The organism is Bacillus sp. GbtcB14 (assembly GCF_019091205.1).
Classification (GTDB): domain Bacteria; phylum Bacillota; class Bacilli; order Bacillales; family Bacillaceae_G; genus Bacillus_A; species Bacillus_A cereus_AG.
Map to the genome: position 1 here is coordinate 46,621 of NZ_JAGXJT010000007.1, position 21,661 is coordinate 68,281.

Consider the following 21,661-nt stretch of genomic DNA (forward strand, 5'->3'; position numbering starts at 1 on the left):
TTTAGTTAGAAATTAAACATGAATTGAGGAAAAGTCATCAATAATTTCCACCACTTCAATATCGCCATTAATCAGTAGCTCAGGAAGTCCATTTCGAATATTTCCTTTCCAATACTCTCTAGCTTGTTCGATTTTTTGAGAAAAAGGAATACCATCTTCTTTCGGTAAAAGATTCCCGTCACCTTCAAAATAACTTCCAATCACTCGTAGTTTAACAATCTGTAAAACTTCTCGATTGTAAGAATCAAATAATGCTTTCCATTTTAAAGCAACTTCATAGCTTTTTGCAGCGTATAAACAAGATAATCTGGAAGGGTATTCAGGGAATTCTTGTAGCCTAACCATTTCCACAATCGTTTCTCTAATGGCTCTAATTGTTTGGCCCATATAATTCATAACTACTGGAGCATTTTCAGTATTTATATGTAATCCGTCATTTGTATAATACTTATTTAAGATTTGCATGCAATCTTCACTGTCAGTATTTAATTGCTCTCTTTCAAAAAAGAAGCGATATAGAGTATTAGTTTGATTATTATCAAACTGAATGATCTGTCCAATGTTCATTTTTTTCCTTGTAACGATGTGATAAGCGTAAAATGTTGCTTCATGCATGGTTATCCTCCTAGTAGTTATATATATCAATGTTAAATTTAATAATTCAACATTGATATATATAAAACCTTTATAAGTAAAAATGAGAGTTTGAGTTGAAAGTAAAGAAAATGTATGAAAATGTTTTAAATTTGTTCACAAAATGGTCACTTACGAAGGGGTTTCCAATATCGATATAATGACAAAGACTCAAAGAGAAAGGATGATGAAATTTGCCAACAACAAGAAAAGAAAACCTCCAATTTGGTATGATGATGTGCCTTGGGATGGTTATTGTAATGACGTTTTATAACTTATTACTGAACGGTGCGGGAGGGTCAATTCATATTAAGGAGATCGCATTAGAACTATTAATTGGATTCATTATTGCACTATTAATTGAAATATGTATCGTTGGACCTTGTGCAAAAAAATAGTATTCGCGTTACCGTTTGATAAATCGAAGAAAATAAATATTATAGTTGCGATGGCGACAACTATGGTAATCGGAATGGTTTTCTTTATGTCATTTTTCGGTATGGCTATGATGTATTTACATAATGGGCTACATGGTGGCTCATTCATTTCTATTTACTTTTCAATTTTTATTAAAAACTTTATGATGGCATATCCACTACAATTAATCGTTATGGGACCGCTAGTACGTTTCTTATTTGCAAAGGTTGTTTTGAAGAAATCTGTTAATGTAGCGTAATTTTTATTTGTAAAACATTATATTTTAATAAAAAGAAAGACGCATCTCACATTTTTGAGGTGTGTTTTTCTTGTTCATCCCTAGTTATTTCAAACTGATGTGACATTTGTCCTTTTGCCTTTATAGGATTATAGCTTTTAATTAAGTCAGAAATAAAAGATGAGGAGATGATTTTTTGAAAGGAATTATATTTGCTATTTTTGCTGGTTTATTTATAACACTTCAAGGAACTTTTAATGCAGAACTTAGTTCACATATCGGTATATGGTCGACGAGTATTATAACTCATTTAATTGGGTTCCTTATTGCAACAACTGTATTTTTGTTAAAGAAAGAAGAGAAAGTAATGGATTTAAAGAGTGTGAAAAAAGTATATTTAGTAGCAGGTGCATTTGGTGGATTCATTATTTGTGCAGAAACGATGGCGATATATTCACTAGGAGTTACATTGACAGCTGGCACACTTATGGTTGCTCAATTGTTAACGGCAACAGTTATTGAAATGAAAGGACTGTTTCATATAAAAAAGATACAGATGGAGAGATATCATATTGTGGGAACAATAGTAATGATTATAGGTATTGTTGTATTTAATATGTAAATGAAAGGAGGAAATGAGTATGGAGGATAGATCAGGTTTAATTACGCATTATTTGAAGACTAATAAAACACTCGAGTTTTTTTCAGGAATAGATACAGCTTATTTTCAAGTAAGTCATTTTGAAAAAGGGGAGCTTATTTGCAATATTGAAGACGAAATGAATCGTTTATATTTTGTTGTTAAAGGTAAAGTAAAAGTTTATACGATTACACCAGAGGGAAAGAAACTGATCCTTCGTTTTATCAATCCATTGGCAATTGTTGGTGATATTGAATTAATACAAAATAGTAAAGCACATAATGCTGTTGAAGCTTGTTCACATGTTGTAGCGATCTCCATTTCTCATACGGTAATTAGAAACAAGTTAATACAGGATCCCATATTTATGAAGTTCTTGCTTGAAAACATTGCGAACACGTTAAAAATATCGACCCGTTTTACAGCTCTAAATTTACTTTATCCAGTGGAAGTACGTGTAGCTAGTTATTTACTTTCTATTTTCACTGATAGTAATGGGAATATGTATAAAGAAGATTTGGATGCAACTTCGGTATCAAGTATTGCGGATTTTATAGGGGTGAGTTATAGGCACGTAATTCGGGTGTTACAAAAATTTTATAATGAAAAATTAATTGAAAAGAGTAATGGAGTTATTGTAATTAAAGATTTATCTAGAATGAAGGAAGTCGCGAAAGATAATATATATGAGAACTGAAAAGGGGAGAGGGAGTATGATTGGATTTAGTTTAGCGATAGTAGCAGGAATATTAATTAGCTTACAATCTGTTTTCAATACAAAAGTGAATGAAAATGCAGGGCAGTGGTTAACAACTGCATGTGTTCTTGGAATAGGTCTCATAAGTTCTATTCTATTTTATATCATTACAGAAAACAGTATTAGCATTAATTTTTATACCACAAATTATTTATTTTATGTAAGTGGATTGTTTGGCATCGGGTTAATTATTTGTATAATGGGTGCAATAAAAAGTTTAGGTCCAGCGTATACGGTGTTAATTAGCCTTATTACTCAATTAGTTGTTGCGTTATGTATTGATACATTCGGATTATTTGGAATGGAGAGCATTCCATTACAAATAAATAAATTAGTTGGGATAGGTCTATTAATTGTAGGGGTAGGAATTTTTAAAAATCTATTTTCGAGTAAGAAAGCTATTAAAATAACTGAGGGTGAGGTTTAAAGAATATAAAGGAAAAGGTATTAATAATCAGATTATATATAGAAGGAAATACCATTATTATATGTCCCTGTTAGTGAAGGATTTATATCTATTCGATAAAAAACGTGAGTTAGTAATTAGTGTAGTTGAAAATAGTAAAGAAGACATCAATCTGTTGAGGTCTTCTTTATTAATTGTTTTGAGATGATATTAACCGAAGTAGAAGAGTATGAGAAGTGGTTGTTGGAAAGGAGAATGGGGATGAAAATAAAATATTACTAAATATACGTAACTAATGCATACAATGTCTTTTTCAGTTATTATGTTGTAAATAATTTTATGGTAAAATCTTTAACATAATGAAATAAAGGGGTAGTATTCTATGGGTTATTTTTCAAATGGTTTATTAGTCTTATTTGTTCTTATCGTCTGTAGCTGTATGATTTTTGGTTGATAATATAATGACAGGTTTATATAAAAGAAGTTAACTGAGGTGACGTTAACTTCTTTTTATTTTATACTGAGAAGGAATTCTATCTTTGTTATTGAAGTTTATGTTTACATTGATCAGGTTTTTGTAAAGGGAAAGTTTATGAAACATAAACAAACCGGAGAATAGGGAGTATTTACATGAAAAATAGTATACGCTACACAAGTGAACATCCTACAGATTTTAATGGATTATTAACCCTATACGAATCTTTAGGATGGAATTCTCTTAAATTAACGGTTAATGAATTAGAACAAATGTGTAAACAAAGTTGGTATGCAATATATGCTTTTAAAGAGCAACAATTAATAGGGATGGGGCGTATTATATCAGATGGTGTAATAACAGGAATTATTTGTGGAGTAGGTGTATTGCCAGAATATCAGTCTATTGGTATTGGGAAAGAAATAATAGAACGATTAGTCCAGCGCTGTGAAAAAAATAAGGTTATCCCACAACTTATGTGTGTGGAAAAATTGCAATCTTACTATGAATCTGTAGGGTTTGAAGCATTCTCTATTGGGATGACAAAACATATTATGAGATAGCGGTGCTTTATATTTTTAGTTTACCCGTACATATTTTCAAACTTCAGTATAAAGGAGAGTTGCTGTATGGAGATTGCTAAAGGGGTAGAAATGTTACAACTTGAGTTTCAAGAATTTATAATTCACCCAATTCTTTTATGGAGTGATGAAATGGCAGTTTTAATAGATACTGGTTTCCCTGGACAATTTGAAGATATACAAGTAGAGATGGAGAGAGTTGGGGTATCTTTTGATAAGCTAAAAGTTGTGATTTTGACACACCAGGATATAGATCATATAGGTAGCCTTCCTGATTTATTGGAGAGTGGTGTAAGCGATATTAAAGTTTATGCGCACGAGTTAGATAAGCCATATATTGAGGGGAATTTACCTTTATTGAAAGATGTACATGTAGAGAACCTACCAAAAGGAAAAGTGAGTGACACCGTGATTGACGGGCAAGAACTTCCGTATTGCGGTGGGATACTAATTCTACATACTCCTGGACACACTCCGGGTCATATTAGTTTATATTTGAAACAAAGTAAAACTCTTATTGCAGGAGACTCTATGTATAGTGTGAATGGAAAGTTAGGAGGAATTCACGCCCCAACAACTTTAAATGTTAAGGAAGCACAGCAGTCTTTGAAGAAGTATTCAAATCTAGATATTGAATCCATAGTTTGTTACCATGGTGGATTAAGTAAGGAGAATATAAAGATTCAAATTCAAAATTTGTAAAAGTTGAAGAGGAATTTTTTGTTAAACTGTGCTGAAGTATAATCTAATTAATAGTAAATAAATAATAAAAGAGCATGTTTGAAAAAAATTCAAACATGCTCTTTTATTAAAGTAAATCAGTTTAATATGAATGGCCTAATCCGTTCCAATAAAACAAAACAATTTCTTGTGCTAATTCATCTATATTTGCAAGAATAGGATTGTGATTTTCATCTTTAAAATTCCCAATTGATAATAAAGATACGAAAGCATGAGCAGCAAATTTAGCGTTTCCTTTAGAAATTTCTCCAAGTTGCATTGCATTATCGAGTGCTTTTTCTAATACTTCATACATGTTATCTTCAGCATTTTTTAATTGCTTCAATTGTTCTTCAGATAATGATAGTTTTGCATCTTTCATAAAATTCTTCATATCAATATCTGTCGTTGCGTGTAAGTAGACTTTAGCGAAGTCCAATAACCTTTCTTGTAATGTTTTATTTGTAGAAAGGATTTGAGACATATTCTCTCGTATACGTACCATCATTTGAATCATAGTAGCGGTAAATAAATCTGCTTTTGTTGAATAGTAATAGTAGACGGTTGCTTTCGTCACACCACAAACTTTTGCGACTTCATCCATAGAAACAACTTGATAATTTTGAGTAAGAAATAATCGAGTTGCAACTTCTAAAATTAGTTCTTTTGTAGATTTTGTATTTTTATTTTGACGAGGCCTTCCAAGAGGACGTTGTTTTTGTTCCAAATCCATTCGCTCCTGACATGTATTGTTTAGATAATTATAACATAATTTTTATTCATTCTTGATTAATTAACCGACCAGTATATATAATTAATAGTGGAGGGAAAAAGGAAGGTGGGTTTTTATGAAAAAGCACCCGTTACATATGTTAGGGAGGCTTGTAGCAGGGAAGCATACGCAATGGATAACTTTATCGGTTTGGGTTCTTATTACATTATTACTTTCATTTACGTTACCACAAGTAAATAGTACGAAAGAACCGAATCCGAAAAATTTACCTGAAACTGCTATGTCGCAGCAAGCGGAAGCACTTATGAAAAAAGAATTTCCAAATAATGCAGGAAATCCTTTGTTAGTAGTATGGTATAGAGATGGTGGATTACAGTCAAAGGACTATAAACTCATACAAGACGTTTATAAAGAATTAAAGGCCAGTCCTTTAAAAGAACAATCAACGTTACCACCATTTGATACAATCCCGGAACAAGCATTATCAAAAAGTGCATCAAAAGATGGTACATCATTTGTTACACCCGTATTCTTTAATAAGTCAGCTGGAACGGATATATTAAAAGGAAATCTTGAAGATTTAAGAAACATAGTGAATAGTAAGGTCGATGAAGATCCGTTCAAACAAAAAATAAGTGACTCTGGTTTACACGTTCGATTATCTGGACCAGTAGGTATTCAAACAGATGCAGTTAGCTTATTTAGTCAAGCAGATGTGAAGTTATTAGTTGCTACTGTATTACTCGTATTAGTCCTATTAATTTTACTGTACCGTTCACCAATCTTAGCAATTTTACCTTTACTTGTTGTTGGCTTTGCATACGGTATTATTAGTCCTACACTTGGTTTTTTAGCTGATCATGGATGGATTAAAGTAGATGCCCAAGCAATATCAATCATGACAGTATTATTGTTTGGTGCTGGAACGGATTATTGTCTATTTTTAATTTCGAGATATCGGGAGTACTTGTTAGAAGAAGAAAGTAAATATAAGGCGCTGCAACTTGCGATTAAAGCATCTGGTGGGGCAATTATAATGAGTGCATTAACGGTAGTACTTGGCTTAGGAACATTACTACTTGCTCATTATGGTGCCTTTCATCGATTTGCAGTACCATTTAGTGTTGCAGTATTCATAATGGGAATCGCTGCTTTAACAATTCTTCCTGCATTTTTATTAATCTTTGGCAGAGTTGCGTTCTTCCCGTTTATACCGAGAACAACTTCAATGAATGAGGAGTTTGCAAGAAAGAAAAAGAAAGTCGTAAAGGTTAAAAAATCAAAAGGCGCCTTTAGTAAAAAACTTGGAGATGTAGTAGTACGAAGACCGTGGACAATAATTATGCTTACTGTATTTGTATTAGGTGGATTGGCTTCATTTGTACCACGTATTCAATACACATATGACCTATTAGAATCGTTTCCAAAGGATATGCCTTCACGTGAAGGGTTTACATTAATTAGTGATCATTTTTCAGCTGGTGAACTAGCTCCAGTAAAAATTGTTGTTGATACGAAAGGAAAAGAGCTTCCTATTAAAGAAGAACTAGAGAAATTTTCTTTCGTAAAAACAGTGAAAGAGCCAAAAGAGGGTAAAGAAAACAAGCAAATTAAAATGTATGAGGTTTCTTTAGCAGAAAATCCATACTCAATTGAAGCATTAGATCAAATTCCTAAATTGAAAAGTAGTGTAGAAAAAGTATTAAAGGATGCTGGGGTTAGCAATGCTGAAGATCAACTATGGATTGGCGGAGAAACGGCATCATTATATGATACAAAGCAAATTACAGAACGTGATGAAGCGGTTATTATTCCAGTAATGATTAGTATTATAGCTGTATTATTACTTGTTTACTTACGATCAATTGTTGCGATGATTTATTTAATTGTAACTGTTGTTTTATCATTTTTCTCTGCATTAGGAGCAGGATGGATATTACTTCACTTCGGTATGGGAGCACCGGCCATTCAAGGCGCAATACCGTTATACGCATTCGTATTTTTAGTTGCTTTAGGTGAAGATTATAATATCTTTATGGTTTCAGAAATATGGAAAAACAGGAAGACACAAAATCATTTGGATGCAGTAAAAAATGGCGTTATACAAACAGGTAGTGTCATTACATCCGCAGGTTTAATTTTAGCCGGAACTTTTGCTGTGTTAGGAACACTTCCAATTCAAGTGCTCGTTCAATTTGGTATTGTAACAGCAATTGGTGTATTACTAGATACGTTTATTGTAAGACCACTACTTGTACCGGCAATCACAGTCGTTTTAGGCCGTTTTGCTTTTTGGCCAGGGAAACTTTCAAGAAAGAGTGAAGAAATACAAAAAGTGGATGCATAGTTGAAAAAGCCAAGGATATTTTCCTTGGCTTTTTTCAATGTAATTCATTTTTTGAAGTCAAATCATCAGATACAGCATGATCAGCATCTTCAATATTGGTTTCTGGCATTCCATATAAGCCGTTCATTGCTTGTTCTTCGATATTAAGATTTGCAGTATTATTATTTTGAATTGGTGTAGCGTTTTCGGTAACAGTTTCTTTTTTATTTATATTTTTGTTATTCATGTATGAATCCTCCAAATTTCATTTGATTTATCTATAGTATGTGGATGGATTTCCAGAAATATGTGAATTGATTCTTATAGATGTTATATAATTAAATAAACAATTAGGGTGAAATGTAAACTGTTAGGAGTGAACAATTATGGTGAAAGCAAGGAAATTAGCCTTCTAAAATAAAAAGAAAATTTTAGGAGGCTATTAAAATGAAGTTTCATGTAATTGATAGAGAAAATTGGAATAGAGAGCAGTATTTTGAACATTATTTAGAATTAAAATGTACGTTTAGTATGACAGTAAATGTTGATATTACGCTTCTGATAGAGAAAGTACATCAAAAGGGAATTAAATTTTATCCGACTTTTATTTATATAATTTCGAGAATAATAAATAAACATAAAGAATTTCGAACATGTTTTAATAAAGAAGGAGTTTTGGGCTATTGGGAGAAAATGATACCTAGCTATACAATCTTTCATATAGATGATAAGTCTTTTTCAAGTATATGGACGGATTATTCAAGTGATTTCCGCATTTTCTATAAAAATTATGAAGAAGATATGAGATGCTATGCTAGTGTTCATGGTCTTTTCACGAAAGAAAATATTCCGCCTAATGTATTTCCGATTTCTAGCATACCTTGGACTAGTTTTACTGGATTTAATCTTAATGTTAATAATGATGCTGATTTTCTATTACCAATTATAACTTGTGGGAAATATTTTAATGAAGAAAATAAGGTTATGCTACCAGTTTCATTGCAAGTTCATCATTCGGTGTGTGATGGATATCATGCGAGTCAATTTATTGAAGAGTTGCAGGAGTTAAGTCATACTTGCAATGAGTGGCTTAAGTAACAACTAGTTTTTAATTATAAACAATTGAAAATGAATAATAGAAGAGAACATGTTTATATTGCATGGTCTCTTTTTTATTCATTAATACGAAGTAACAGTGGAAAATATAGGTTTATTTATAGTTTAATAGTAAAGAGGAGTATTAATTTTAATTTTCTTTATTTTATAATTATATCGTTTGCAAAGTTTCTTATTTTTTAATAATAAAGGGGAAAGTAAAAATGACATTAATATCTATAGAAAAAGCTACAATTTTAGATGCTGAAAAGTTAACAGAAATAATGACAAAAACATTTGATGAAGAAGCAAAACGCTGGTTATATGGCCAAGATGATGTAATTGACTATAACATCCAACCACCAGGGTATTCTTCAGTAGAAATGATGAAATATTCGATTGAAGAACTGGATTCTTTTAAAATAATAATGAATGAAAAAATAATTGGGGGAATTATAGTTACGATCTCTGGTAAGTCATATGGTCGAATTGATCGTATTTTTGTGGATCCTGTTTATCAAGGAAAAGGAATTGGATCATATGTTATCAAATTAATAGAAGAGGAATATCCGAACATAAGGATTTGGGATCTTGAAACATCTAGTAGACAAATTAACAATCATCATTTTTATAAAAAAATGGGCTATGAAATAATCTTCAAATCTGAAGATGAGTATTGTTATGTAAAAAGAATAACGGTAGAGTCAGCTGAAGAGAGCCGAATTAAAAATAAAGATTTGAAACAGAGCCAATACGAAAACTGTAGTCTGGTTAATACAGAATATTATCAAGTAAATTTAAAACATAGTGCATTTGTTGGTAGTAATATAATGCATATGAATATGAGTAATTGTAATGTAAGTCAATCAAAGTTTAGAAATATAAATTTAAAAAGGTCTTTATTTGCAGATTTAAATCTTTCAGGTAGTAAATTTAATTTGGTGACATTAGGCGGAGTGCAATTCAAAAATACAAGTCTTGGAGATGAGAAGGAACCTATTTCATTTGAAAACTGTGATTTGGAAGATAGTACAATACATAATAGTAACCTGAAAAATATTGAAATAGTAAATTGTGATATGACGGGTATGAAAATAAATGGTATTCCAATAGAAAATTTGCTTGAGTTATATAATAAGGTGAAAAATAAAAGTATGTTGTTAGGATAAGATGTTTGGAAAATAAGTGTTATATCGAAATAGTTATGTAAAAATAACATAAAGAAATACGAGTGAGAAAGGATTTAATGTAGGGTTCTAGAATGATATAGAATATAGATAATAATATAGTAGTATTTATATGGAGGAGGACGAATATGGGAATCAACATACGAGCAGTAGAAATACAAGATGCTAGAGCAATTCATCGTATATGCATACAAGATGATGTTTTACCTTATATGGTTTTCTTACCTAGCATGCGTGTAGATGCAATGGAAAATAGAATTCGAAATTTAGCACAGAATCAATTTGAATTTGTTGCAGAGTATGAGGGAGAAGTTGTTGGATTTGTTGGGTTAACTCAAAGTCCAGGACGTAGATCTCATTCGGGTGATTTGTTTATAGGGGTAGATAGTGAATATCATAATAAAGGCATTGGACAAGCTCTTCTTACAAAAATGCTTGATTTGGCTGATAATTGGTTAATGTTAGAGAGAGTAGAACTTGGTGTTTTAGAAACGAATCCTAAAGCGAAATCTCTATATGAAAAATTCGGATTTGTAGAAGAGGGAGTAAAGATAGGGAATTTGAAGGCTCACGGGAAGTTTATTAATGAAATTATGATGAGTCGTTTTAGACCTGACGGTTTAATCGTACATAATGGATAGTGAAAAGCATGACAGTATAATGTCATGCCTTTTATTTGTTAGTTGTTGTTAGGCAGTTTGGGTTGCATTAAAAATAATGCTAAACCAATAAAAATAACTGTAATGCCTAGTCCTTGTTGTAAAGAAATAGTCTCATTTAATATAAAGTACGCCAGCATACAAGTTCCAATCGTTTCTCCTAAAATACTCATAGAGATTACAGTAGCACTCATCCATTTTAATAACCAATTAAAAATTGTTTGCCCTAAAATCGTTGCAACAAACGCTAAGCCAATAAAACACAACCAAGTTTGCGTAGAGTAATGGATGAAAGATTCTTGCTGCATGTAAGCAAATATACCAAGAAAACAGGCGCTACTTCCATAACTAATTACCGAATACGGTATAAGTGATAAATCTTTACGAACATGTTGGCTAATGAAAAAGTATGCGGTAATAATTCCGGCCGCAATAAACGCTAAAATATCTCCGTATAAAGCTTCACCGCTAATTTGGAAGTCTTGCCATCCAATTATGATACTTCCTGAAATAGCGATGAGGCAACCAATGACTGCACCTTTCGTAAATATCTCTTTAAATAGAAAGTAACCGCCAATCATTGAAAATAAAGGTTGTAACGTTACGATAACTGTAGAACTTGCTACAGAAGTATATTGTAATGATTCAAACCAAAGTACATAATGGGTAGCTAAAAATAACCCTGATATGAATCCAAATCCCCATTGTCTTTTTGTTACTGTGTTTAGCTCGTTTCGATTATTTTTATTGAAAAGTAACAAGGGTAACAAAATTAGTGTAGCAAAGAATAATCGATAAAAAGCGATGATAGCCGCAGGAGCATCGGCTAATTTTACAAAAATCGCTGAAGTTGATAGGGCAAATACGCCGAAAAATAAGATGAAATATGAAAGAATAGGTGATTTCACAGTTTGTCCCTCCGATAGTTTGTTTATTATAATGAACTTTATACGATATAATGTACAAAGGTAAGTATATAAGTCACTGAGATGATAGGAAAGGATTATTTGTCTTTGTTTACTATGTCAGCACAAAGACAGCGAAAGATGCAATATGATGGACGAAAGGAAGTTTTTACTATGATACATGATAGACTCGGACAAACTGTATTAAGTTACCGGAAGAAAAATAATATGACAATTCGTGAGTTTGCTGATTATGCAGGGATTAGTACTTCACTAATTAGTCAAATTGAAAGAGGATATGCGAATCCTTCTTTGAGTGTATTGGAATTAATTGCGAAAGCATTAAATGTACCATTATTTACACTTTTTATTAATGAAATCGATACAGATTCACTCATTTCTAAGAAAAAAGATCGAAAGAAAGTATATCGGGAAAACAATGATCACATTGTATATGATGTATTAACACCAGATTTTATGAAAGCACGTATTGAAATGTTAATAATGGATTTAAATAAACAAGCAAAAACAACGGAAAGTCATTATTCACATGAAGATAAGGAAGAAATTGCTGTTGTCATGAAAGGAGAAGTGTATGTGGAGTTAGAAGGAAAAGAGTATTTTTTAGAAGAAGGTGATGTTGTACGTATTCCGCCAAATGTGAAACATCGTTTTTTAAATAAAAGTGATGAATCTAATCATATTTTATTTGTATTGACGCCATCTTTAGGATGAATATAAATTGATTTTTATTACGGGGGATAAAAAGATGGAAAATAAAACTGTTTTAAGAGATGGCCTTTCAATTATTTCTCAATGTAAAAGACAAACAAATGATATTTGGCATGCACATTTCGGTGCAGCTGCAATTGCTAGTTATTTTTTCATGAAAGATAACAATGTGAAAGAAGAAATAATTCGTAGTATGTATTCTCAAACAAAAATGATGCTAAGCAAGCAAAATTTAGGTGAAGTCATCGATAATAAAGAAGAAATTGATTTTCAAAGTGCTGAAAAAATGATTATAAAATCATTGGAACATACAATTGATGAACTTCATTGGGTGGGGCATAATGTCATTTATGCTGCATTAAGTTTATTAGCTATGAAAGAGTTACAAAAATGGGGCGATAATCAAGAGATTGAAGGGGTTACTAACCTTATAATATCGTTTCGAAAAACAATTCCTGGTAGATCATGGATTGGTTTTACAACAAAGGAAGTAAAACAATTAAATATAAAAGATGAGATAGAAAGTGAATTAAGAAATCCGAAACAATTATCTACGTTTATTTTAAAAGAGCTTTCGCAATTTAATATTATTTATAGAGCGGAAGCACACCATGATTTAATTGGTCATTTACTTACTTTTTCTCATGCAATTAATATTATGTATGACTTAGGGCATAGAGATATATTCCATCGAGCGCTGTGTCCACTGTTAAAACTAGTATACGTGTTACGTGCTAGTCAAAACCTAACGTCAAATAGTGAAATAACTTTACACTCACCGATAGATTGTTTACCTTTAGTCGAATCTAAACGTGCTCACATGTTACCAATAGAAAATCAATTTTGGCTAAAAGACTATGGTGAATTTGATTGGGATTTCGGACATATCTTTAAATTTTCATATAGTTACTTTGATCATATTAAGAGAGCTCCAAAATATAAAGATATAACATTAGAGAAATTCCGATTTGTTATTCATACGTAATAATGTCTAATGAACTGTAAAAAAGGGGCTAAATTTCAAATTTTTTGTTGATAGTATATTATTTTTATATTTGTAAGATTTTACATGTTCATTTTACTTTTACTAATTATGTAAATAGGCTATACTAAAATACATACATTTTAGTATTGGAGAGAGAAGTAAAACGATATGGAATTAGTGAAATTGGAAAAAGTCATTGAAATAAAGAAAGAAGAACTTTTATATTTAGTATCGGATTACGGAATTCAGCATGAAAAAGTATTAGCATTAAGCCAAGAAATAGACAAATTGATTAATTACTTTATGTTTTTAAAATAAAAAGAACTATGACGTGATTTGAAAATGTTATAGTTCTTTTTTATTTGGAAATTCAGATGTATATTCTATATACTGTTAATTAATAGAAAATTCAATTTCATAGGAGGGGCATAAATGATATTACATACACACATTTCAGGCGAAGGTGAACCGATTGTACTTTTACATTCTGGTGGTATGACAGGTTTAGTAGAATTCGAAGAACAGGTAGAGTTTTTTCGAGGGAAAAACTATCAAGTAATACGTCCTGATTTAAGAGGGCATGGAAAATCAGGGGGAACAGTAGATAATTATTTCCTGCGCTCTGTTAAAGATTTAAATGATACTTTAGAACATTTGCAAATTATTAGATGCCATATAGTCGGTGTTTCACTAGGAGGAATCGCTGCTTTATTATTTGCAAAAAAATATCCAGATAAAGTGAGAACGTTAACTTTTTCAGGTATCTTTCCGCTTAAGAGAGGAAATTGGGAGGAGTCTCAGGAGTATGAAGCGAAGTGCCACCAGCAATTGATGGAAAATGAAGAAGTAATAACATATATGAATCAAATCCATGAAAAAAGTGATTGGAAAGCATTGCTTGAATCGTGGCAAGTTAAAGATTGGTACCCATTTGATGAGACGGGTGATGTAGCTAATCTTGAAGTGCCTACACTTTGTATTGCTGGGGGAGATTCAGAAGATGAAGTTACAGCTGCTACAACGTTCAAACAATTAAACGACAACATACATATCGCCGTTATTCCGTTTGCCGGTCATTTAGTTCATAATGATCAACCGGAAATATATTCGAATATATTGTCTAATTTCTTACAGAATGCACAAGCTGCTAGTCGAATATAAGGACTTTTGGGTATAATAATAAAGGAATTATTAATTGTATCGGTTAGGAGCGCAGTACATATGAAAACAGTTGTTGTTATCGGTGGAGGTATAACGGGACTTTCTACTATGTTTTATTTAGAAAAATTAAAAAAGGATTATAATGTTGATTTAAATTTAATCCTTGTAGAAAAAGAAGAGTATTTAGGCGGTAAAATCCATAGTGTAGAAGAAAAAGATTTTATTATGGAATCAGGAGCAGATTCTATCGTTGCCCGTAATGAACATGTTATGCCACTTGTAAAAGATTTAAATTTAGAAGAAGAAATGGTATATAACGAAACGGGTATTTCTTACATATACTCTGATAATACTTTACATCCAATTCCTTCTGACACTATATTTGGGATACCGATGAGTGTCGAGTCGTTGTTTAGCAGTACGCTAGTATCAACGAAAGGGAAAATTGTTGCTTTAAAAGATTTCATAACGAAAAATAAAGAGTTTACAAAAGATACTTCACTTGCTGTATTTTTAGAAAGCTTTTTAGGGAAAGAATTAGTGGAAAGACAAATTGCCCCAGTACTTTCAGGTGTATATTCCGGTAAATTGAATGAACTTACTATGGCATCGACATTACCGTATTTACTGGATTATAAAAATAAATATGGAAGTATTATTAAAGGTTTTGAAGAGAATAAAAAACAATTTCAATCAGCAGGAAACAAAAAGTTCGTATCATTTAAAGGTGGACTATCTACGATTATTGATCGTTTAGAAGAAGTGCTGACTGAGACTGTTGTTAAGAAAGGTGTTATAACGACAGCTGTAAGGAAACAAGGTGAGAGCTATGAAATCTCCTTTGCAAATCATGAATCCATCCAAGCTGATTCTGTTGTTGTAGCAGCTCCGCATGACATTGCAGAAACTTTATTGCAGTCTAATGAGTTAAACGAGCAGTTTCATACATTTAAAAACTCATCTCTTATAAGTATTTACTTAGGGTTTGACATATTAGATGAACAATTACCGGCGGACGGCACAGGATTTATCGTAACGGAGAATAGTGATTTACATTGTGATGCTTGTACATGGACAAGTCGAAAGTGGAAACATACATCTGGAAAACAAAAGCTATTAGTAAGAATGTTTTATAAGAGTACCAATCCAGTATATGAAACGATTAAAAATTATAGTGAAGAAGAATTAGTACGAGTCGCTTTATACGATATTGAAAAGAGTCTCGGAATTAAAGGTGAGCCAGAAGTAGTTGAAGTTACAAATTGGAAAGATTTAATGCCGAAATATCATTTAGAACATAATCAAGCGGTTCAAACATTACAAGAAAAAATGACGGATCTTTATCCAAATGTATATTTAGCTGGTGCCTCATATTACGGTGTCGGAATTGGTGCATGTATTGGAAATGGAAAGAACACTGCAAATGAAATAATGGCAACATTAAATGAACCGTCAAATTAATAATATATAAATAAAATGTCCCTCCGTTATGCTGGAGGGACATTTTATTTATTTTACTTGAATTGAGACCTTTTTATTTGTTGTATTATTCTCAGTAATTGTTAATGTTATGTTCCCGGATTCTTTAAATGAATATGATGAGAGTTGATAAAGCTCTTTTATACCATGTTTCTCTTTTAATTTATTGGCAGGAATTAATGTAATGTTCGGTTTCCATGTTTCCTGTTTACCGGAAGGGTAGTTTACTATTATTTCTGGATTATTTAATTGCATTTGTTTCCAAGAGGCAAAATATAGTGCAACTTCTGTATCTTTTTTTAGTAATTCTTCTGAGAAATATCCAACTTCTCCAACATTACCGAAAACAGTAAAGTTTTGATTTTGAAGTGTAATATCTAAATGTTTAGGTTGATAAGTTGCTGCGTGATAGATTCCATATGAAAGTGAAAGAGTAGCGGCGATTAACATGCTGATTGAAAATGTTTTAAAGCTATTGCCTTTAAAACGAGTCATCATGAATGAGTTTGGAGCGAACTTTTTTGCGAATAAAAATAGGAGTAATATGAGTAAGAGGGATAAGCCGATGAATATATACATAGAACATTTACACCTCCACAATAAAATATGATATTAACTATATTTTACCATAAATGTATGGCGTAGGGTGTTTTTTTAGAAAGGAAAAGTGAGCAAGGAATCGAATTTATAAGACATATTATTACGAGCGGAGTGATGGAAATGAAAATAATACAAATAATTTTAAAAAATGAAGGAAAGAACGGAATGTGATTATAGCCATTTGTTAATGAGGTAGATACACTTCTTAGAGAAACTGGTTTTTTAAGTATAAATTGGAGATAAACAGCTCCATGTCATTGGGCATTAGTTGCACATAAATAGGGAATAAAGAGATGATCATAGCACTTTGATCATCTCTTTATTTTTTCTAATCATGCAAAAACAAGAAGGGTTACTCTTAGTTCGTATTGAATTAAGAGGATAAGCTCCTCCTGAAATATTTGATTAATGGGACATTGAGGACTTTCCTAATTATTAATATTTTTTCTGCTATAATGAATGAGTAGAAAGAAAGGAGCGATCCTATGGTATTTCCTATATTAGAAACAGAACGTTTGCGTTTAGTTGAAATAGAACAATCTTATTGTCAAAAAATATATGAAATCTTTTCATTGGATGAGGTAACATGTTATTACGGCATGAATTCTTTTACGGAGTTCGGACAAGCTTCACGTATGATTGAATCTTTTTCGAAAAATTACTTCGAGAAAAAAGCGATACGATGGGGGATTGTGCTAAAAGAAACAAATACTTTAATAGGTACAATTGGATTAAATAATTTACAACTATGGAGTAAACGATCTGAAATTGGATATGACTTACACCCTCGATATTGGGGGAATGGTTATGCGTCAGAGGCGGCCGGGGAAATTATTCATTATGGATTTCGTGATTTAGGCTTATTTAGAATTGGTGCTATTACATACCCTGAAAATGTTACTTCTTGTAAAATGTTATCTAAAATAGGTTTTCATAAGGAAGGGTTATTACGTGGATACATTCATCAAGGAAATAAGCAACATGATGCACTATTGTATTCTATAATTCGAACGGATGTAGAGAATATAAATTTATAATAAAAAACCCCTCTTATAAAAGAGGGGTTAAATAAAAATTAACCTAACTTAGGTAATAAACGTTCTCCGCTTTTCATGCTACTTTTACATAAAGGGCATTTAGGCTCTTCTTCAAATGAAAAGTTCTTTCTCATCCATCCTAAACAATCCTCTGCTTCACATTCCCAGACAGGGGTTTGTTCTGGTGGTACTTCTGCTACATCGTTCTTTCGATTGCGATACATATAACCACTCCTTTTATGTAAAAAATTTTAGTTATATATTAAAAAGGTTGTTAACCGTGCTGGTAACAACCTTTTTATTGTTTGAATTATAGCTTTACAACGTTTTTAGCTTGAGGTCCACGGTTACCGTCTTCAACTTCGAAGCTAACTTCTTGACCTTCGTCAAGAGATTTGAAGCCGTCGCCAGTGATAGCTGAGAAGTGAACGAATACGTCGTTACCGTCTGCAACTTCGATGAAACCGAAACCTTTTTCGCTGTTAAACCATTTTACTTTACCTGTTAATGTCATGGTAATGCCTCCTAAAATTTAAAAAGATTACAATATGATCGGCCTTATTTGAATGAAAAATAAAAGTTCACATATTATCAAAAACCCATAAGGAGTATAAAATGTTCCTGATTGATACTTGATAATATGCAAAGAAAATACAGTGTTAAATTGACCTTAATTACTATCTTACAACAAATGGTGGGAAATAGCAAGTGCTGGTAATACCAGTGAATAATCTTGGTGATAATAGTAAAACGCACAAAGTCATCTCTTTTATTTATATATTATTCCTAATTTGGGTTTATGCTAAACTGAGAAGTTTTTTTATTGGAAATTTGTGTTAGGAAAACGATATATAGTATAAGAATAGTGTTGATGTATTTGTTAAGGAGGCGAAAATATTGCAATTTACTCAATTTAAAATAATTGAAGCAGCCAAAGAAGGAAGAAAAAAAGTTCATCCAGTATTCGCTGTTATACTTGCAATTGTATTTTTAACGTTAGGTGAATTGTTCATGTTATTTATGTTGTTTTTACCGAAAACAGAAACACTTTTAATGAAGGCAATTTATAGCGATATTGAGATGATATTGACGTTTGGCGGAGCTATATTTTTTGTTTTTTTATGGATCAGATTCGTAGAAAAAAGATCAATTTCATCTATTGGCTTTTGGAGTAATCAGTGGATAAGAAAATATTTGAAAGGTGCATTAATAGGTTTTGTTTTCATTTCAATACCAGTTATGCTCCTTTTATTAACAGGAAATGTACAACTACAAATGCAACAAATTACATCAACCGCTATACTTGGGATTGTGGGATCTTTAGTTGCTTTTTTAATACAAGGTGCGACAGAAGAAATTGTTGTTAGAGGGTGGTTATTTCCAGTTCTTTCTGTTAGAAGCCGTATATGGGTCGGGATTGTTGTGACTTCTTTTTTATTTGGTTTTCTTCATTTACTAAATCCAGGTATTACAATTCTTTCAATATCGAATATAATATTAGTTGGTGTGTTTGCAGCTTTTTACGTTTTGAAAGATAGTAGTCTTTGGGGCATATGCGCATGGCATTCCATTTGGAATTGGGCACAATATAACGTATTCGGTTTTGCGGTTAGTGGAATGGAAATGTATTCTACACCAATTTTTAGACCAGTAGCAAACGGATCGGAGTTCTTTCATGGAGGCTCATTCGGAATTGAGGGGAGTATCATTACAACAATCATGCTCTCTATCGCTTCAATTGTTTTATGGAGACAGTTATGGGGGAGAAAAGCGAAACAACGAGATTTTAGTTAATGAAAGAGGGAGAAATTATGGGGATTATAGCGTTTGAGGGAGCGAGTGCGGTGTATAATTAGGGCATAAAAATAAAAACCGTGAGGACAAGCTATCCTCTCGGTTTTTAGGTTATAGTAGAAAACATTACTGTTGAATATGGAAATGGTTTCTACTACAATCGACTCATAACAACTCTTTTTTCTCATTCAGAAATTGTGTGTAGAAAAGGAGCTGTTTACAGAATTGTTCTCGTTGAGATTCATCCAGGCCTGCGAAAACCGTTTGAATCTCCTCGAGAATGATTTTTAATTGTTCTTCAGATTCTGGGATAGATCTTCCCACAAGTGCATCGATTGATGTGTTAAAGAAATTGGCGATACGATCTAAAGATTTTAAGTCGGGTTCATTAAAGTTGGTCTCTAAGTTACTAACTTGACTACGACTTAATTGGACCATATCTCCAAACTCCGCTTGCGTTAAAGAACGATTTGATCTAAATTTTTTTAAATTTTCTCCAAATGTGCTCATGCCTATATTATAAATAAGGCATTATTTTTAAACTATAAATACCAAGAAATTTGGCTAAAATACAATTCTTGAGAAGTTTTATGGATAAAACTAGAACAACAACTAGAACATTCGTTCTGTTGGTGGTAAAATATTCTTATGGGGATTCTGGAAGATTTAGAAAAAACTTTCTCAACCTGATTTGAGAAAGACTGAAACGAATGTTCTAAATTTTATGATAAGATGAAAATAATAAAATGAAAGAGCGAAAAGACCCACGGCGTTACAACAGTGCTGCAACACTGTTGTAACGTTTTACCCTAGTGCGCGTAGGTAAAACTTTCCATGAGTCAACATCAAGTATAGCATACTTCAAAAGGTTAAATATCCGTATGGTACGTTTTCTTGTTGAGAAAATATAGGGGCTGTGTCTTGTGTTCTGGGGAGGATGCAGATGGAAGCTTTGATGAATGAAGTGAATAGTACGATTCAATCCAAAAATATAAGTACAAGAAAGTTAGCTAAAGATACAGGTATTAGTAGAACGACTATTACTAATGGTCTTTCATTTGTTACTGGAGAAATGAAATTCGATGTTTTTGAAAAGCTAATTCATTACGTCTACAAAAATCCTTTAGAGCAAACGGGAAGGATCAAAGATTTTATCTTACAGTGTAAAACTAGTCTGAATGTAAGAAAAGCATTGAGTTATTGCCAGGTAGCAGGAGAATATGACCTTATGGATACTCTAATTGAAAAATTTGAAGCGGTGACTAAAGACGAAGAGTTACTAAAGGTTCAAAAAGATGTGCGTAAATATTTGAGTGTATATTCTCTATATAACCATCGAAATATGAATAGAAAAAAGGGACAGATTTTGTTGGAAGAAATCTACGAGACTCGTGTTTCATCAGACTCGGAGTGTCAGGTGTTATTAAATACCTTACTAATGGCAGCTGAATATGATAACCAAAGGTATAGTGCTATGGCATCGTATGCTGAAGTTGCTGATGTACATATCGGTAAGATGGATGATGGTTATATCAAAGACTGTTTACGCATGCAACATATGGAGCGAATCGCGTACACACAGTTACATGCTAATGAAATTGATAACTGTAGAAATACCTGCCTTGCGATTATAGATTCTGAGCTGAATTTCACAGTTGTGAAGGCTACGGCATATTGTTGTTTGGGAGAAAGCTATATCTTTGAAAATCCATTAATGGCAGAGAAATACATTTTAGAAGCTATTAAATGTCTTGAAGGAATAAGCTCACCTAAAGGCACTCAAAAATATAGTTCTTTTAAAACAACACTAGCTTTCTTGTATATTGAATTCGGCTTTAACTTAGAAAAAATAGATTTTGCTTGTATTAGTGATGGTGATTTAGCTTATTATGAATGTTTATACGGGGATAAGAAAAAAGGGTATGAAATTTTGGGTAGGCTGAGGGAAAAAGGTTTATCAGCTTTTCAAATGTACTATCTTTCCAGAATTGAGAATGATACAATATTGTCGAGGGAATCTTTAGAAAAATTCGAAAAATCAGGAAGTCTACTATACGCGCAGCTTCCAAAGCGCGTTTTAATAACAGAAGGGGTGTTGTAA

25 protein-coding genes and 1 pseudogene are annotated in these 21,661 nt (G+C 32.1%); 18 read left to right on the top strand and 8 right to left on the bottom strand.

What is annotated here, in order from left to right; translation table 11 throughout:
• Positions 1–12 precede the first annotated feature (12 nt).
• Positions 13–615 (bottom strand): DUF2441 domain-containing protein, encoded by a 603-nt coding sequence (locus KVT31_RS20460; RefSeq protein WP_217613545.1) that lies wholly within the window; start codon positions 613–615, stop codon positions 13–15.
• Between the two features lie 212 nt (positions 616–827).
• Here KVT31_RS20460 and KVT31_RS20465 point away from each other — a divergent pair.
• The 6 genes and pseudogenes from KVT31_RS20465 to KVT31_RS20490 all read left to right on the top strand — a co-directional run bounded on the left by KVT31_RS20465 (position 828) and on the right by KVT31_RS20490 (position 4,849).
• Positions 828–1,309: pseudogene (locus tag KVT31_RS20465) on the top strand (DUF2798 domain-containing protein).
• A 175-nt stretch (positions 1,310–1,484) separates the two neighbouring features.
• The gene (locus tag KVT31_RS20470; protein WP_098342533.1) at positions 1,485–1,910 is read left to right on the top strand and encodes a DMT family transporter; all 426 of its coding nucleotides are present in this window, start codon (positions 1,485–1,487) and stop codon (positions 1,908–1,910) included.
• 19 nt (positions 1,911–1,929) lie between these two features.
• Positions 1,930–2,625, top strand: a complete 696-nt coding sequence (locus KVT31_RS20475) for a Crp/Fnr family transcriptional regulator (RefSeq protein ID WP_217613546.1) — start codon at positions 1,930–1,932, stop codon at positions 2,623–2,625.
• Positions 2,626–2,641: 16 nt separating this feature from the next.
• On the top strand, positions 2,642–3,112 hold the full coding sequence (locus KVT31_RS20480; RefSeq protein WP_217613547.1) for a DMT family transporter: 471 nt from the start codon (positions 2,642–2,644) through the stop codon (positions 3,110–3,112).
• Positions 3,113–3,721: 609 nt separating this feature from the next.
• Positions 3,722–4,129, top strand: coding sequence for a GNAT family N-acetyltransferase (locus tag KVT31_RS20485; RefSeq protein WP_217613548.1), 408 nt, complete (start codon positions 3,722–3,724; stop codon positions 4,127–4,129).
• Between the two features lie 66 nt (positions 4,130–4,195).
• Complete coding sequence (locus KVT31_RS20490) at positions 4,196–4,849, top strand: MBL fold metallo-hydrolase (RefSeq protein WP_217613549.1); 654 nt, start codon at positions 4,196–4,198, stop codon at positions 4,847–4,849.
• A gap of 121 nt (positions 4,850–4,970) precedes the next feature.
• Here the strand turns inward: KVT31_RS20490 and KVT31_RS20495 are convergent, their stop codons facing one another.
• Positions 4,971–5,594, bottom strand: coding sequence for a TetR/AcrR family transcriptional regulator (locus KVT31_RS20495; RefSeq protein ID WP_141532585.1), 624 nt, complete (start codon positions 5,592–5,594; stop codon positions 4,971–4,973).
• A gap of 121 nt (positions 5,595–5,715) precedes the next feature.
• Between KVT31_RS20495 and KVT31_RS20500 the strand changes: the two genes are divergently transcribed.
• Positions 5,716–7,947, top strand: coding sequence for an MMPL family transporter (locus KVT31_RS20500; protein ID WP_098342527.1), 2,232 nt, complete (start codon positions 5,716–5,718; stop codon positions 7,945–7,947).
• A 34-nt stretch (positions 7,948–7,981) separates the two neighbouring features.
• Here the strand turns inward: KVT31_RS20500 and KVT31_RS20505 are convergent, their stop codons facing one another.
• Positions 7,982–8,173, bottom strand: a complete 192-nt coding sequence (locus tag KVT31_RS20505; RefSeq protein WP_098342526.1) for a DUF4021 domain-containing protein — start codon at positions 8,171–8,173, stop codon at positions 7,982–7,984.
• Between the two features lie 200 nt (positions 8,174–8,373).
• Here KVT31_RS20505 and catA point away from each other — a divergent pair, with 200 nt between their 5' ends.
• From catA to KVT31_RS20520, 3 genes are all read left to right on the top strand, one after another.
• Complete coding sequence (gene catA / locus KVT31_RS20510) at positions 8,374–9,024, top strand: type A chloramphenicol O-acetyltransferase (RefSeq protein WP_217613550.1); 651 nt, start codon at positions 8,374–8,376, stop codon at positions 9,022–9,024.
• A gap of 203 nt (positions 9,025–9,227) precedes the next feature.
• The gene (locus KVT31_RS20515; RefSeq protein ID WP_217613643.1) at positions 9,228–10,190 is read left to right on the top strand and encodes a GNAT family N-acetyltransferase; all 963 of its coding nucleotides are present in this window, start codon (positions 9,228–9,230) and stop codon (positions 10,188–10,190) included.
• Between the two features lie 146 nt (positions 10,191–10,336).
• Positions 10,337–10,849 carry a GNAT family N-acetyltransferase gene (locus KVT31_RS20520; RefSeq protein ID WP_098342523.1) on the top strand — a complete coding sequence of 171 codons (513 nt, stop codon included), beginning with the start codon at positions 10,337–10,339 and terminating at the stop codon, positions 10,847–10,849.
• Between the two features lie 38 nt (positions 10,850–10,887).
• Here the strand turns inward: KVT31_RS20520 and KVT31_RS20525 are convergent, their stop codons facing one another.
• Positions 10,888–11,775, bottom strand: a complete 888-nt coding sequence (locus KVT31_RS20525; protein ID WP_098342522.1) for a DMT family transporter — start codon at positions 11,773–11,775, stop codon at positions 10,888–10,890.
• Between the two features lie 171 nt (positions 11,776–11,946).
• On the opposite strand from KVT31_RS20525, the gene KVT31_RS20530 reads away from it, so the two are divergent.
• The 5 genes from KVT31_RS20530 (at position 11,947) to KVT31_RS20550 (ending at position 16,111) form a co-directional block, all read left to right on the top strand.
• Positions 11,947–12,507, top strand: a complete 561-nt coding sequence (locus KVT31_RS20530; protein WP_076537637.1) for a helix-turn-helix domain-containing protein — start codon at positions 11,947–11,949, stop codon at positions 12,505–12,507.
• A 34-nt stretch (positions 12,508–12,541) separates the two neighbouring features.
• Positions 12,542–13,489 (top strand): hypothetical protein, encoded by a 948-nt coding sequence (locus KVT31_RS20535; RefSeq protein ID WP_217613551.1) that lies wholly within the window; start codon positions 12,542–12,544, stop codon positions 13,487–13,489.
• A gap of 168 nt (positions 13,490–13,657) precedes the next feature.
• Positions 13,658–13,807 carry an aspartyl-phosphate phosphatase Spo0E family protein gene (locus KVT31_RS20540; protein WP_000424361.1) on the top strand — a complete coding sequence of 50 codons (150 nt, stop codon included), beginning with the start codon at positions 13,658–13,660 and terminating at the stop codon, positions 13,805–13,807.
• Positions 13,808–13,921: 114 nt separating this feature from the next.
• Entirely contained in the window at positions 13,922–14,650 is a 729-nt protein-coding gene (locus KVT31_RS20545; protein ID WP_098342520.1) for an alpha/beta fold hydrolase, read from the top strand.
• Between the two features lie 60 nt (positions 14,651–14,710).
• Positions 14,711–16,111, top strand: coding sequence for a protoporphyrinogen oxidase (locus KVT31_RS20550; RefSeq protein WP_217613552.1), 1,401 nt, complete (start codon positions 14,711–14,713; stop codon positions 16,109–16,111).
• 48 nt (positions 16,112–16,159) lie between these two features.
• Here the strand turns inward: KVT31_RS20550 and KVT31_RS20555 are convergent, their stop codons facing one another.
• Positions 16,160–16,708, bottom strand: coding sequence for a hypothetical protein (locus KVT31_RS20555; RefSeq protein WP_098342518.1), 549 nt, complete (start codon positions 16,706–16,708; stop codon positions 16,160–16,162).
• Positions 16,709–17,214: 506 nt separating this feature from the next.
• Between KVT31_RS20555 and KVT31_RS20560 the strand changes: the two genes are divergently transcribed.
• Positions 17,215–17,766 (top strand): GNAT family N-acetyltransferase, encoded by a 552-nt coding sequence (locus KVT31_RS20560; RefSeq protein WP_098342517.1) that lies wholly within the window; start codon positions 17,215–17,217, stop codon positions 17,764–17,766.
• Positions 17,767–17,804: 38 nt separating this feature from the next.
• On the opposite strand, the gene KVT31_RS20565 is transcribed toward KVT31_RS20560, so the two are convergent.
• Positions 17,805–17,990 (bottom strand): cold-shock protein, encoded by a 186-nt coding sequence (locus tag KVT31_RS20565; protein ID WP_000286198.1) that lies wholly within the window; start codon positions 17,988–17,990, stop codon positions 17,805–17,807.
• An 86-nt stretch (positions 17,991–18,076) separates the two neighbouring features.
• Complete coding sequence (gene cspD, locus KVT31_RS20570; protein ID WP_000176365.1) at positions 18,077–18,280, bottom strand: cold-shock protein CspD; 204 nt, start codon at positions 18,278–18,280, stop codon at positions 18,077–18,079.
• A 383-nt stretch (positions 18,281–18,663) separates the two neighbouring features.
• On the opposite strand from cspD, the gene KVT31_RS20575 reads away from it, so the two are divergent.
• On the top strand, positions 18,664–19,560 hold the full coding sequence (locus tag KVT31_RS20575) for a CPBP family intramembrane glutamic endopeptidase (protein ID WP_217613553.1): 897 nt from the start codon (positions 18,664–18,666) through the stop codon (positions 19,558–19,560).
• Positions 19,561–19,725: 165 nt separating this feature from the next.
• Here KVT31_RS20575 and KVT31_RS20580 read toward each other — a convergent pair whose 3' ends face one another.
• On the bottom strand, positions 19,726–20,070 hold the full coding sequence (locus KVT31_RS20580; RefSeq protein ID WP_217613554.1) for a helix-turn-helix domain-containing protein: 345 nt from the start codon (positions 20,068–20,070) through the stop codon (positions 19,726–19,728).
• Positions 20,071–20,503: 433 nt separating this feature from the next.
• Here KVT31_RS20580 and KVT31_RS20585 point away from each other — a divergent pair, with 433 nt between their 5' ends.
• The gene (locus KVT31_RS20585) at positions 20,504–21,661 is read left to right on the top strand and encodes an AimR family lysis-lysogeny pheromone receptor (protein WP_253631356.1); all 1,158 of its coding nucleotides are present in this window, start codon (positions 20,504–20,506) and stop codon (positions 21,659–21,661) included.